Source organism: Microbacterium gorillae, from assembly GCF_050990725.1.
In the GTDB taxonomy this organism is placed as follows: Bacteria; Actinomycetota; Actinomycetes; order Actinomycetales; family Microbacteriaceae; genus Microbacterium; species Microbacterium gorillae_A.
Genome location: NZ_CP158844.1, coordinates 1,790,635 through 1,803,098, shown reverse-complemented (window position 1 = coordinate 1,803,098; position 12,464 = coordinate 1,790,635). Strand labels below are relative to the sequence as shown.

The following is a 12,464-nucleotide window of genomic DNA, read 5'->3' as shown; positions in this document are numbered from 1 at the left end:
GCGCTAGCCGATCGCGGTACGAGCGATGGCCGTCGACCTCAGCGTCACGCCATCGGGAATCACGATGCTGAACAGCGGCGGGTGCCAGATCATCTGCACCGTGACCACCGCGCTGGTGCCATCCGGCGTATCGGATGCGACAAGCACGGCTTGACCGGGCGTCGCCTCAAGGAGCGCGGCGGCGCCCATCGCGACCCCCGGCGCCGTCAACACGGCGCGGGGCTCGCCGTCGGCGACGCTCAGTGTGAACGTATCCGCGGCGGCCAGGGCCGCAGCCTCGGCAACCGCATCCAAGCCACGTTGCGCCATGTTGAGACTGGCGAGGTCGATGGTCGTGACCATGAGCACAGCGGTCAGCGCACCATAGCCGATCACCAGCGGCAGCAGGCTTCCCGAGTCGTCGCGGAGTCGCATCAGTGGCCGCCGGGCACGCGATGCACGAGAACGAACTCCAGCGGGATCGCCGTGGACTGTGCCAGATCCAGGACAGGTGGCGCGAGCGGAAGAACCGCGTCCGCGCGGACGCGGACCGTGACGAAAGCGCCGGGTGCCGGGCAGGGGTCACTGACGGGCAGGCAGGAGATCTCGACACGCATCGCGTCCGGATCGATCCCGTACTCCGCCGCTACGGCGGCCAGGACAACGTCCGGTGAGCCGGATCCGGAACTCAGCACGCGCGTGAGCTGACGCGCGGCGGTCTGAACACCCATCGCCTGGTTGTGCACGCTGTTCAGCGCTACGCCGAGGTACATGATCGGCGCGAGAAGAACGACGCCCGCCACGATGAACTCCAGTGACGCGGACCCGGCGTCATTCGACCACCAGCGACTCCACCGGCGCACGCCCCACCACCTCCAGCCCGTCCGGGACGCCGAGGAACACGATGAGCGGCAACACGGCCGTGACCCGGACTTCGAGCGTCGGAACCCCCAGCGCATCGGTGCGGGAAGCTCGGACTTCCCCGACGAGATCGGCGCCGACGGAGGAGCTGACGACCGTGCGGACGATCTCGTCGACCTGGTCCGGGGCGACGTCGGCGAGAGCCGCCTCATAGGCTGCCTGCACGGCGGCGTCGTGGACGGTGTTGCGAACATGGATCACGATGCCGATCTGGATCACCGCCACCGTCATCAGGGTGAGCAGCGTCCCGACCAGAGTGAACTCGACAACGGCGGAGCCACGCTCGTCGCGCCAGACGCGGTTCGCGACGATCATGGCGTGAAGACGACGCCCTTCAGCGCGCTGTCCACCAGGTTGATCAGCGCATCACCCGCAAACGCCCAGATCACCATCACCAACGCGGCGGTCATCATCGTGATGAGCACCCATCCGGGTACGTCTCCCTGTTCTTCCACAAGAGCCGTGCTCACCCGCGTCTTCAGCTTCTTCCACATCCGCACACTGTGGCATCGCGTCGGATCATGAGAATTCACCAATCCACATGCACCTGGCGCCCCGCGGCAAGAAGTCGATTCGGCAACGCATCTGCCCTGTTCGCCCGCCGCAGGACTACCCTCCGAGCATGAGAAGCCGCTTCATCGCGCTGGGAGGTCTGTTGGTCGCGATCACCGGCTTGACCGGGTGTTCCCCGGCCGTCGTCGGGGCGATAGCTCTGACCGGTTACGACCTGCGCGAGCGAACCCTCTCAGTCATGCTTGTCGTCTGTGAGGGCTACATCGACAAGCTCCTGGTGTTCGAACCCGAGATCCTCCCCACGCCTTCCGCATCAGTGCCGGCGCGGCCCGGCGACCGGGACGACGTCTCCCTCGGCATTCACACCGCGGGGGTCTTCCACCTCACCGTGGACGACGTGGACCTCTCCGATGCCGGCGGCGGGTTCGAGGTGAGTGGTACCGGTGGGAACGGCAGTCTCGTCTTCCCCTATGTCGCGCGCACACCGTCGATTGAGAACATCATGCTGTCGCAGCTCGCGTCCCTCAGACCGGGCGAGGTACTGAGTGGGGAGAGCCCGTACGGCGGCAAAGCCACGGTCATGGCCGAAGAAGCGTTCGAGGCCGCCGCCTGCGACTACTAGTCGCAGGCGGATACGGACACGCACCGCGGATCGCTCACGGCTCGGGGAAGATGCGCCGGTGCGGCTCGCACCAGCCACTGACGCGGTCGATGACGACTTCGAGTGCGTCCCGCACGAGGTCATCGTCCTCGTCGGCCGCGGAGAGTGCCCGGTTGAAAAGGGTGAACATCGTGCGCTGATCCATGCCGGACCGATCACGCAGATCCACCGCAAGCTCAGCGAGGCGATCTGCGAGACCCCCGTTCTCGGATTCTGCCAGCACGGCGCTCAAACGTGCGGTCGCGTCTTCGGAGGTCACTTGTCCATCGTCGCAGATGCCACGAAGCCCGATGTCACGACCGCTGCAGCCACGTGATCACAGCCCGCACCCGACGATTCTCGGCCGACGATTCCTCGAGACCCAGCTTGCCGAAGATGCTGCGCACGTGCTTCTCGACGGCACCCGTCCCCACGAACAGCCGCTCTGCGATCGCGCTGTTGCTGTGTCCCTCGGCCATCAGCACCAACACCTCACGCTCGCGAGCCGTGAGCGCTTCGAGCGGATCACGCTGCGCTGCGAACAATTGAGCCACCACCTTCGGATCCAGCACGGTGCCGCCGTCGACCACGCGCGTGATCGCATCGTCGAGGTCATCCACCGACGTGATGCGGTCCTTGAGCAGGTAGCCGACACTGCCCTCACCCGACGCCAGCAGCTCGCGCGCGTACACACCCTCGACATACTGACTGAGCACCAGCACGGCGATGTCGGGGCGATCACGTCGGAGCTTCTTCGCCGCCACGAGACCCTCGTCACGGAAGTCGGGTGGGAGGCGGACGTCTGTCACCAGAACGTCCGCCTCCAGCGAGCTGCCATCTCCCAGAGGCCCCGCGTCACCCCACGATGCGACGACCGTGTGGCCGAGCTCCTGCAGGAGCAGAACCAGCCCTTCGCGAAGAAGAACCGAATCCTCGATGACGGCGACGCGCAGCCCTGACATGCTCCTCAACCTACCGAGCGGCGACCGCGGTCACCGGAACCGTCACGCGGATTGCTGTTCCCGACGCTGCCGGCTCGATCTCCAGCTGACCGCGCAACCCGCGCAGCCGCTCCTGCAGACCGGCGAGACCATGCGCACTGCGGACCACGGCTCCACCGATGCCGTCGTCGACCACGCGAAGCACCACGGTCTCCCCCGTCCGTGCCACCGACACGGCGGCGCGACCGGCGTCGGCGTGCTTCACGACGTTGGTGAGGAGCTCCGCCGTCACGAAGTACAGGCTCCGCGCCGCCTCTGAAGAGAGCAGATCGTCGACGGATCGGTCCACATCCAGCGTCACGGGAATGCCGGTCACCTCGGCCAGCGACTCGACGGCTGCCGTGAACCCACGATCCTGGAGGAGAGGCGGCGCGACACCGGCGGACAGGGCGCGCAGTTCGGCAAGCGTCTCCTGGGCACCAGCGCGCGCACGGGCCGCCAGTTCCGCCGCAGCATCGGCATCGCCCGACTTGGCGCGGCGCTCCAGCAATCCGAGGTCCATCTGGAGGCGGATGAGCCGTTGCTGCGGGCCGTCGTGCAGGTCGCGCTCCAGTCGTCGCAGATCGGAGTCCTCGGCGTGCAGCGCAGCCTGTCGAGCTTCGCGCTCATCGTCGATCTGCGCCTGCAGATCATCCCCCGCCCACGGGCCGAGCATGGCTCGCGCCACACGCCACTGCATCCCGACGAGGCCGCGCAGCACCAGCGGCAGAGTCGCCAGCGCGATCAGTCCCGCGCTCCCGAGGACGACCATCACCACGAGGGACGGGCTCCAGCCCGACAGGAACGAGACGTTCTCGATCAGCTCTGCTGCCCACACGCGGTTGCTCACGCTCGAGAACGGTTCCCAGAGCGGAGTCAGCGGTCCCATGACCGCGAGCGCGATCCACGGCAGCGCGAGGCAGAAGCTGATCGATGACAGGACGAAGTTGACGATGAGTCCGTGAATCAGCGCCGCCCAGTCGTGGGTGCTCCGCAGCTCCTCGCGAGCCGCGCGCCACGAGGAGACATCGGACTGCGCGTGGGCTCGATACGGCTCGGCGATGGCGGGCAGTCCGGACCGCAGCAGCATTCTCACGTGCCGCTGCGCGAATCGCCGTGCCACGATCAGTGACAACGCCACGAGGAAGATGCCGACGCCGAAGATCGACAGCGCGAGGCCGGTGAAGAAGAGAGCGACCAGCGTGACGATCGTCACGAGCCCAAGACCGAAGGTGCCGGCGATGGCGACGAAGGTTCCCGGAGTGCGGCGCCAGAGTTCGAGATACCCCCGACCGGGAGCGGGTGCGGATGGGCTCGTCCGGGACGGGCTCTGCATCATTTGTGTCATGCCTCCAGGCTCCCGAATCCCGCCCGGTCACGACATCCGAGAGGCGTACGAACTGACGCGGGGGTTATCCCCCCTATCCTGCCCGAGTCCGGCCCCGCACACCGCACCTCAGCCGAGGCGCAGCAGGTGGATGCCGGGGAACACCGCGAGCAAGACGGAGAGAGGAAGGATCAGAAAGACCAGAGGAAACAGCATCGTCACTTCGTTGCGTCCGGCCTGATCGAGCATCGCCTGCTTTCGGTCCTCACGGGCGTCGGACGCCTGATCGCGCAGCACCGCTGCAAGCGGAGCGCCGCGCTCCAGCGCGGACAGCAGATGGTCGAAGGCCCGACTCACACCGGGGACGTCGATCCGCTCCCCCGCGGCCGCGAGCGCAGTGGCCAGGTTGGAGCCCGTTCCGGTTTCCAGGGTGACAGCCCGCAGCTCGCCGGCGAGAGCGCCCACGCCGACGGCGGCGGTCCGCTTCACCGCATCGTGCAGGCTCTCCCCCGCCGCCAGGCACAGCGCGAGGAACTCGAGCACCGTGGGCAGCTCGTCTTCGATGCGATGCCGGCGACGCTTCACCGCCTGTGTCAACCACACATCAGCGCCGAGGAAGCCGGCCGTACCGAAGGCGACGGGAAGCAGCAGCGCGGGGATCGTGAATCGTCCGGCAAGCGCCAGGCCGATGGTCACGAGGGCTCCGAGGGCTGCCGCACCCAGCGCGATGGCAAGCTGGCGTTCCCGGAATCGCTCGGACTGGGTCGACCACCCCGCACGGCGCAGCCGTGCCGCCAGCGCGTCGGTCCCGCCCAGAAGCGGCACCAGGCGTCGTCGAGCGCCTCGCCAGGTGGCCCGCAGCAGCGCCGTCAGCCCCGCGGCCGGATCGATGAGCGACGGTTCCGACAGGCTCGTCCCCGCGGGGTCGGTGACATCGCGGATGTAGGGCGCGATGCGTCGTATGAGCTGCGGCGCCGACCAGTGCGGAAGCGCGGCGAGGATCGACCACAACCCGCATCCCAGCACCGTGCCGAGGAGCACCGCGATGGCGGCATCGGTGAGCGTTGTCGTCATCGGAACCACCGCCGCGGCTCCGGCAGCCGTCCGATGCGCATCATCAGCCGATACGCCACGAAAGACACCCCGGCGGCCGCCGCGATCAGCAGCACGCCCATCGGCGTTGAGTATGCCGCAGCGCCCTCGGGGCGCGCGACGAGGAGTCCGAGAATCACCCAGGGAGCCACCACGCCCACGACTGCCGCTCCGCGGATCCACGACTGCCGCGCGGTGACCTCGCCACGCACGGCCGCCTCCGCGCGGACGGCGGTCGACAGCGATCGCAGCACGCTCGGAAGCTCGGTACCACCCACCTGGCGAGCCATCCGGAGCGTCTCCACGATGCGATCGGCAGTGGGGTCGGCGAGGCGCTCCTTCAGCGCGAGGACGGCCGAATCGAAATGACCGGAGGCGGCCAGATCAGCCCGGAACTGGCGGAAGTCGGCACGAACGGGCGATGGTGCCAGGTCCGCGAGCGCCGCCACGCCGTCCGGAAGACTCTGCCCCGCCCGCACCGAGGCGACCAGGAGATCGCAGACGTCCGGCCACACCGAGCGCCGCTCCTGCTGACGGCGGGCGCGGCGAGCGCGCAGCACCGAGAACGGCGCAACGGCACCGGCGACGAGAGCGAGCACGGCAAGCACGGGCAGCCGCGTCAGGATCCATGCGGCCGATGCCGCCACGAACGCACACGTCGTCACGATGATCGTGAGCGCCCCCGGCGACAGCACGGATGCGCCCGCCTCGGCCAACAGCGTCCGCATGGCAGACTCGGGGCGGCTGACGACCGGTGCCGGTTCATCCCGACGAGGCCACAGCCAGACGGAGGCGATGCAGAGCACACCCGCCGCGAAGCAGATCGCCCACAGCGCCGTCATGCTGCCCGCTCCGCCCGATAGAGAACCTGCGCGCCAGGCTCCCCCGCCGCATCGACCTCGGGCGCGAGAACCTCGGCCACGCGCCGGGATCCGTCGGCGCGCCGTTCGCAGTGCACGACCAGGTCCACGCTGCGGGCGATCGCCGGGGCCACAAAAGCGCGGTCGACGTTGCGCCCCGCCAACAGCGTGAGCGACATCAGCTTGTCGAGCGCCTCCGCCGCACTGTTGGCGTGGATCGTGGCGGCACACGGCACGCCGGTGTTGAGTGCGAGCACCAGATCCAGCGCCTCGGCATCCCGAACCTCCCCGACCACCAGACGATCCGGCCGCATACGCAGGGCCTCTTTCACCAGTCGGCGAAGAGGAATCTCACCGGTGCCCTCCAGCGACGGCTGACGACCCTGCATCGCCACGACGTCAAGGGCGTCGACCGCGAGTTCGAAGGTTTCCTCCACGGTGATGATGCGGTGCTCCGAGGGCTCCGCTGCAATGAGCGCGCTCAGCATCGTGGTCTTTCCCGCATGGGTGGCCCCCGACACGAGAACACTGGCTCCCTGCGTCATCGCCTGCGTCAGGTTGTACGCGAGCGACGGCGGAAGCGCTCCGACGTCGACCAGTCCGTCCAGATCACGGAATCGGGTGAGGAACTTCCGGATGTTCACCGTCCAGTGCGCGCGCACGACGTCCGGAATGACGACGTGAACTCGTGACCCGTCGACCAGCGACGCATCCACGCGCAGCGCATATACGATAGCTCTCATGGCAGCACCGAGAGTGGCGATCTACACGCGCATCAGCGACGATCGGCAGAAGACCGGCGCCGGAGTGGCGCGTCAACGCGACGACTGTCAGCAACTGGCGCAGGCGCAGCACCTCAACGTCATCGCGGTGTTTGAGGACAACGACCGCAGCGCGTACAAGCGAAATGCCAAGCGCCCGCAATGGGAGAGCTTGAAGCAGCTCATCGCCGCGGGAAGCCTCGACGGGATCGTAGTGTGGCACACCGACAGGCTGTATCGGCACCCGAGTCAGCTAGAAGACATCATCGAGCTGGTTGAACGCAGCAACCTAACGATCTACACCGTGACGGCTGGCGAAATAGATCTCAACACACCGACCGGTCGCATGGTCGCACGGCTCCTCGGTTCTGTCGCTCGAAATGAGGTCGAGCACAAGGCCGAGCGTCAGCAACGTGCCCATCTCGAACTCGCAAAGCAAGGGCGCTGGCATGGTGGTCAGATTCCCACTGGCTTCCAGCGATCCAGCTCAGGCGAAAAAGGCGTACTCGAACACCATCCTGTTCAGGCCCCCGCGCTCAGAGCTGCGGCGCAGCGAATCATCCTGGGCCAGTCCTTGGCATCGACCGCACGATGGTTCACCGAGGAGACCGGCAAGTACGTCGACTCGGGTCGTCTGAAAGCCGTGCTGACTGGCCCCAAGGTCGCGGGTCTAAGAATGCACATCCCGCAGGAGGCCCGAGATAAGTGGGCTGGGCATCGAGCGCGCCGTATGGTCTCGGGCGATGTGCCACCCAACATGGCGACCTACAAGGCCCAGTGGGACGCGATTCTTGATGACGACACGTGGCTCAAGGTGAGAGCGATTCTGCTTGACCCTGCGCGTCGAACAAACATCGGCCGCCCTGCCAAGGCGCTCCTCGGTGGCCTGGTCTACTGCGCAGGATGCACATGCGTCATGTCTCGATCATCGACCACGTACGCATGCCATGCAGGTACTGCCGAATGGGCCTGTGGCAAGGTGTCGATCAGCACCCGCGCACTGGAGACGCTCATCAAAGACGCAATCAGCGCTCGTGCATCGAAGACGGAGCAGTTCGACGTTCCGCTCACTCCGATCGAGGAGGAAGCGCCTCTCCCCCTCGACTCCATCGAGAACAGGCGGCTTGAAGTGCTCGACCTTCATAGTGATGGCATCATCACGAAGGCAGAGATGATCCGCCAGTTGGACCGCCTCGACTCTCGAATCGCTGAGCTCGAGGAGACACGGGCTCAGCAGCTCCGCGACAGAATCCGGCAGCAGCAGATCGTCGACGGCTTGAAGTTCTGGGCCGATATGCGAGCGACGCTCGACTCAGCGGCGACACCGGATGAGCAGTTGGTGGCGAGCGCCCGATCGCTCATCGGACGAGTCATCGAGCGAATCAACATTGCTCCCGCACCGCGGGGAAACAAGTCCGGAGCACGGTTCAACCCGGAGCGAGTTGCCGTGATCTGGCGCGAGGCAAGGCCCCGACCCGCTGCTTCGCACCAGAAGCACCAGAAAGCGAACTAGTAGAAGATACGCGTCGAATTACGTATCGGGCGCTCAGAATCGCACTGAGAGCTTCTGGCGCTACCGAATCAGGCTCGAGACAGCTTCGCGTCTCACTTCGGAAGCATCTCAGGTGCCGGATAGGCGAGCACTGTCACATCACCTGACGCGCCCAAGTCTCCAGGCTTTCCAACTGCCTCCCACTCCGCAGATTCGGATGACCGATACCAAGTGCGAAGAACCGTTGAGCCCTCTCCCCCTGATGCGTCGAGCCAGATCTGCGCGCCACCGGGCAGGTTCACGTGACTGTACAGGCCCTCATTGCGGCTGTCGTTCCGGAACTCGGCGTATGCCTGATCATTGGGAGCCGGTTCGCCGGTGACGAAGTTGAACATCTGCGAGCCATCAGCGGGGAACGTGAATTCCGCAACCAAGCGAGGCGTCGGGTTCTCTGACTCAACGTCGATACCCCATACCTGTGCATCGGGGGTCGATCGGGCTCTCGTTACGATCCATAGCTCTGCTCCGGACGTTCCACCAAACCGAGCGCCGGTCCTTCCGTCGAAGCGAGTGTCGGTCACATCCCAGTCTGGCGACTTGAGCGGGATCATCGACATGCTGTACGTCATGCGAGCAGATCGGTCGATCCTCGAAACGAGCACTTCCGCCTTGTCAGAGCCGACGATAACCCACTGTCGATTCGGAGAAACATCGAGCGGCGTCTTATCGATGTCGGACTCTGGGCCAAACAAGGAGTAGTCAACCTTGCCAGTAACCGGCGAGTACTCGAAGATGCCCCAACCATAGGCACCTTGATACATGCCGATCCATGAATCCGACTGCTCAACCGTGTCACTTGCTGCGGTAGTGGGAGCGCTTGACGCCGACGGGGCACCTGTCTCGATGACCGAACTGCTCGGGGTGGTCACCGGTGGCTGAGCGTCGCTCCCCGATGGTGCGCATCCGACAGCGGCGATGCCAACCGCAACAACAACCCCACACAGCAGCGCTCTACGCACGAAGACCCCCAGGCTCTACAGACGAGCCTCATCCTCGCATAGGACGCACACAATATGGAAGTCCAGGTATATATGGTTTCCTGCACCTCTCGGCGCGCGGAGCATCGAAGGGATGGTCTGGAACAAGAGTCGCTCGCGTGCGTTCGGTGAACGTGTGCGCGAGTTAAGGCTTGCAGCTGGGATGTCGCAGGAGTCCTTGGCGCACGAAGCCGGCATCTCGAAGAACCAGATGCAGCTCATTGAAGCCGGGCGGGGTTCGGCATCCGAGGCCGGTCCACCATCGAACCCAAGGATGACTACGCTCTATGGGCTCGCCGCGGCCCTTGACGTGCCACCGCAGGAGCTTCTGCCTTAGGGGCTTGGGGTCGCGGCAATACGGTGCTCTCCATCAGCTCCGACCCCGAGGCCGCCGCCGATGATCTTGGTGTCTTCGCCGTCGTAGCGAAGTTGAGACATAGCAACAGCGCTGAACTCCGTGCCGTCTGCGAGCGATGTCGCGGTAGCGATGCAGTACACGATCACTGTGGCATCGTCACCGAGCGGGGTGACATCGTCCGGCCGTGGGGGCACGCACGTTGAGGGTTCCAGCGCGTAGCTGTAGTCAGGATTCCAACGGGTCTGCCATTCGGCATATGCCGTCGCGTGAGCCTCCGTGCCTGTGTAGGTCTGAAGCGCTTTGAAGGCATCAACGTCTTGGGTCGCTGCGTTCGCCGACGGTGTGGAGTCGGAAGTCGTCGCCGCGAGGTCGCCAGAGTCTCGCTGCGTGAACGAAACCGCGATGAACGCAAGAACGAGCGCAAGCGCGATGGCAACGGTCACGATGGCGGGGACGAGAGTGCCCGCGAATGGTGAGCGCGGGGTCTTCGTGGTCATGCTTCACTCCTGATCGATAGAACTTGAACAATGCCGAGATAGGGGATGGAGTACGCGCGATGGGACAGATTCGTTCTCGCCTCTGCTCGGGCTGAACCCGATCCCTGGCGGGATTCGCTGATTCGAGGGCCGTCGCCCGCACTCCTCTGTTCCACCGCAGTACCGACTACGCCGCTCTGACGAACGTCTGCGTCACGTCGAGTGTCGGGAGGAGCCGCATCGCGCAGATGAGAAGCAGGCTTGCGGTAGGTGGGCAAATCGTCGGTGACGATCTGCATCGAATCTCCGTGGGGCCAATTGGAGACACTGGCGTCGCCATGCGCCGAACACGGACCCGATGCGTCTGGCAGATCGTGGGTATCGAGCTGGCTCATGAGACGTCGTCCGAAGTTGGGATGAAGTCAGAGAGTGGGCGACGAAGCGAAGCTGATGCAGTGGCGATCTGTCGCACCGACTCGGCGGACACGAACGCAGAACGACCCATGACATGGTTGGCACGTTCGTCCTCGAAGACGCAATAGCCCTTCTGCTCATGACCGATGCGCGTCGGGGAGATAGAAGACGATGCAGAGTCACCGAAGATTGCACGCGCCTGCTCAGGAGTCTTGCACCGGAACGCGACTCTGAACGAGACGTTGTCACGGATGATCGACGGGATCGCATCAGTAGTGGGCTTCTGGGTTGCCAGAACCATCGAGATGCCACCGGCACGCCCGTACACACGAATGATCTGCGAGACGAGACCGACAAGCTCACTGGAGAGTTTCTTGGCTTCGGGAGTTGACGTGTCGAACAACTCGGCGCATTCATCGATGACAACCACGAACAAGGGTTCGTCGACCGTATACCCCTTGTCCGCCTGCTTGCGATAGCCGGACGCGGTGAGGGCATCGGCGCGCGCGATAGCAATCTTCTTGACATCGCGAAGCAGATCGAGCGCTGACTCCTGGTCAATGGCGAGCGCTGAGAGCCGTGGGCTCCAATCGGTGAACTCCATGCCACGTCGGCAGTCGATACCGATGATCTGGACGGCGGGCTCATTCGCGATGCTGGACATGGCGACGTTCAGGGCGACCGACTTGCCTGCACCAGGGATGCCGCCAAAAAGCGCGTGATTCTGGTCGAGGGGAAGTCGGAGTTGATAGCCGGATTCTGCGATGCCGAACTGGGCCGACATCGTGTCCCCGGGTAGGCAAGCTTCAGGGGTGACTGTGAACCCGTTTACGAGCGGGTCGGTGCGTATGACATTGAGTTCGTATGTCCCTGCGGCGCGCTCGACAAGGGAGACGCGAACACCTCCAAATGCAGTGCGGAAGCGCTCGGCCAGATTGTCGAAGTCCCCAAGGTGCTGCGTGGAGAGCGAGTCAAACACGATGCGCAGCCGACCGTTATTGTCCTCGACCTGCCGAACCCGAGGGAACTGGAGCGCGCCGTCCGGAGTGCGGTAGCTGAGTCCGAGGCGTTGCATCAAGTCGGGCCAGATGAGACGAACACGATGGACCGCCGTGTGTGCGTTCGCCCACGCTCGGTAGGTGCGAAGCAGCTTGCCGCTGAGAAGGAGCCGATCACCGAGGTACGCCGCCGTGATTACGATGCAGCAGAGAACCAGCTGCCCCCATCGCTGACCGACAATGAGGCCGACGAAGAAGCACGACCCGATCACGATGATCGCGACGGTAGGAAAAGCCCAGAGCCGGAGCAGTATCCACTTGACTACCATCAAGAAGCCGGACTCTTCCTGCTTGGGATCAGTGGCGGCGCTCACAATGACCTCCTGTGCGAGAGCATCAGATCTGAGTCCTGAAGCCGCTGCTGGCCTTGCGCATCACGACGACCGAGGCGATACGCTGCCTGCGACTTCTGATCGGCATCGATGCGCCGAATCTGGTGTCGATCGATAATTCGACCGATGCCGTCGATCACCCCGAGCAGGAGCCAGCCACCGAGCACGATTAGCAACCCGGTGGCCAGCCCCTGCAAGAAGAGGGGTTCGCCCAACGGTAGGGT

17 protein-coding genes are annotated in these 12,464 nt (G+C 65.0%); 3 read left to right on the top strand and 14 right to left on the bottom strand.

The annotated features are described in order from the left end of the window. Positions 1-3: 3 nt before the first annotated feature. Genes ABTV68_RS07940 through ABTV68_RS07925 form a run of 4 tightly spaced genes read right to left on the bottom strand, consistent with a single transcriptional unit; the run spans position 4 to position 1,394 of the window. Entirely contained in the window at positions 4-414 is a 411-nt protein-coding gene (locus tag ABTV68_RS07940; protein ID WP_433677089.1) for a hypothetical protein, read from the bottom strand. Beyond that, complete coding sequence (locus ABTV68_RS07935; protein ID WP_433677088.1) at positions 414-842, bottom strand: TadE family protein; 429 nt, start codon at positions 840-842, stop codon at positions 414-416. The genes ABTV68_RS07940 and ABTV68_RS07935 overlap by 1 nt, the downstream gene beginning before the upstream one ends. After that, positions 811-1,215: a TadE/TadG family type IV pilus assembly protein gene (locus ABTV68_RS07930; RefSeq protein ID WP_433677087.1), complete on the bottom strand. Its 405-nt coding sequence runs from the start codon at positions 1,213-1,215 to the stop codon at positions 811-813. The genes ABTV68_RS07935 and ABTV68_RS07930 overlap by 32 nt, the downstream gene beginning before the upstream one ends. After that, positions 1,212-1,394, bottom strand: a complete 183-nt coding sequence (locus ABTV68_RS07925; RefSeq protein ID WP_433677086.1) for a hypothetical protein — start codon at positions 1,392-1,394, stop codon at positions 1,212-1,214. Before ABTV68_RS07925 ends, ABTV68_RS07930 begins: the two co-directional genes overlap by 4 nt. Before the next feature lie 128 nt (positions 1,395-1,522). Between ABTV68_RS07925 and ABTV68_RS07920 the strand changes: the two genes are divergently transcribed. Further along, on the top strand, positions 1,523-2,035 hold the full coding sequence (locus ABTV68_RS07920; protein ID WP_433677085.1) for a hypothetical protein: 513 nt from the start codon (positions 1,523-1,525) through the stop codon (positions 2,033-2,035). A gap of 34 nt (positions 2,036-2,069) precedes the next feature. Here the strand turns inward: ABTV68_RS07920 and ABTV68_RS07915 are convergent, their stop codons facing one another. From ABTV68_RS07915 to ABTV68_RS07890, 6 genes are all read right to left on the bottom strand, one after another. Continuing rightward, positions 2,070-2,333: a hypothetical protein gene (locus ABTV68_RS07915; RefSeq protein WP_433677084.1), complete on the bottom strand. Its 264-nt coding sequence runs from the start codon at positions 2,331-2,333 to the stop codon at positions 2,070-2,072. Positions 2,334-2,367: 34 nt separating this feature from the next. Next, entirely contained in the window at positions 2,368-3,015 is a 648-nt protein-coding gene (locus ABTV68_RS07910; RefSeq protein WP_433677083.1) for a LuxR C-terminal-related transcriptional regulator, read from the bottom strand. A 10-nt stretch (positions 3,016-3,025) separates the two neighbouring features. After that, positions 3,026-4,381, bottom strand: a complete 1,356-nt coding sequence (locus tag ABTV68_RS07905; RefSeq protein ID WP_433677082.1) for a sensor histidine kinase — start codon at positions 4,379-4,381, stop codon at positions 3,026-3,028. A gap of 108 nt (positions 4,382-4,489) precedes the next feature. Continuing rightward, on the bottom strand, positions 4,490-5,434 hold the full coding sequence (locus tag ABTV68_RS07900) for a type II secretion system F family protein (protein WP_433677081.1): 945 nt from the start codon (positions 5,432-5,434) through the stop codon (positions 4,490-4,492). Continuing rightward, the gene (locus ABTV68_RS07895) at positions 5,431-6,294 is read right to left on the bottom strand and encodes a type II secretion system F family protein (RefSeq protein WP_433677080.1); all 864 of its coding nucleotides are present in this window, start codon (positions 6,292-6,294) and stop codon (positions 5,431-5,433) included. Before ABTV68_RS07895 ends, ABTV68_RS07900 begins: the two co-directional genes overlap by 4 nt. Further along, positions 6,291-7,055, bottom strand: a complete 765-nt coding sequence (locus ABTV68_RS07890) for a CpaF family protein (protein ID WP_433677079.1) — start codon at positions 7,053-7,055, stop codon at positions 6,291-6,293. The genes ABTV68_RS07895 and ABTV68_RS07890 overlap by 4 nt, the downstream gene beginning before the upstream one ends. On the opposite strand from ABTV68_RS07890, the gene ABTV68_RS07885 reads away from it, so the two are divergent. Next, complete coding sequence (locus ABTV68_RS07885) at positions 7,054-8,586, top strand: recombinase family protein (protein ID WP_433677078.1); 1,533 nt, start codon at positions 7,054-7,056, stop codon at positions 8,584-8,586. The two genes, ABTV68_RS07890 and ABTV68_RS07885, sit on opposite strands and share 2 nt — an antisense overlap. A gap of 92 nt (positions 8,587-8,678) precedes the next feature. Here the strand turns inward: ABTV68_RS07885 and ABTV68_RS07880 are convergent, their stop codons facing one another. Further along, the gene (locus ABTV68_RS07880; RefSeq protein ID WP_433677077.1) at positions 8,679-9,494 is read right to left on the bottom strand and encodes a hypothetical protein; all 816 of its coding nucleotides are present in this window, start codon (positions 9,492-9,494) and stop codon (positions 8,679-8,681) included. Between the two features lie 46 nt (positions 9,495-9,540). Here ABTV68_RS07880 and ABTV68_RS07875 point away from each other — a divergent pair, with 46 nt between their 5' ends. Next, complete coding sequence (locus ABTV68_RS07875) at positions 9,541-9,939, top strand: helix-turn-helix domain-containing protein (RefSeq protein ID WP_433677076.1); 399 nt, start codon at positions 9,541-9,543, stop codon at positions 9,937-9,939. Here the strand turns inward: ABTV68_RS07875 and ABTV68_RS07870 are convergent. The 3 genes from ABTV68_RS07870 to ABTV68_RS07860 all read right to left on the bottom strand — a co-directional run bounded on the left by ABTV68_RS07870 (position 9,936) and on the right by ABTV68_RS07860 (position 12,455). After that, positions 9,936-10,457, bottom strand: a complete 522-nt coding sequence (locus ABTV68_RS07870; RefSeq protein WP_433677075.1) for a hypothetical protein — start codon at positions 10,455-10,457, stop codon at positions 9,936-9,938. The genes ABTV68_RS07875 and ABTV68_RS07870 overlap by 4 nt on opposite strands. 370 nt (positions 10,458-10,827) lie before the next feature. Next, positions 10,828-12,222, bottom strand: a complete 1,395-nt coding sequence (locus ABTV68_RS07865; protein ID WP_433677074.1) for a hypothetical protein — start codon at positions 12,220-12,222, stop codon at positions 10,828-10,830. After that, a complete protein-coding gene (locus ABTV68_RS07860) occupies positions 12,219-12,455 on the bottom strand; it encodes a hypothetical protein (protein WP_433677073.1) in 237 nt (78 codons plus the stop codon). The genes ABTV68_RS07865 and ABTV68_RS07860 overlap by 4 nt, the downstream gene beginning before the upstream one ends. Positions 12,456-12,464 lie beyond the last annotated feature (9 nt).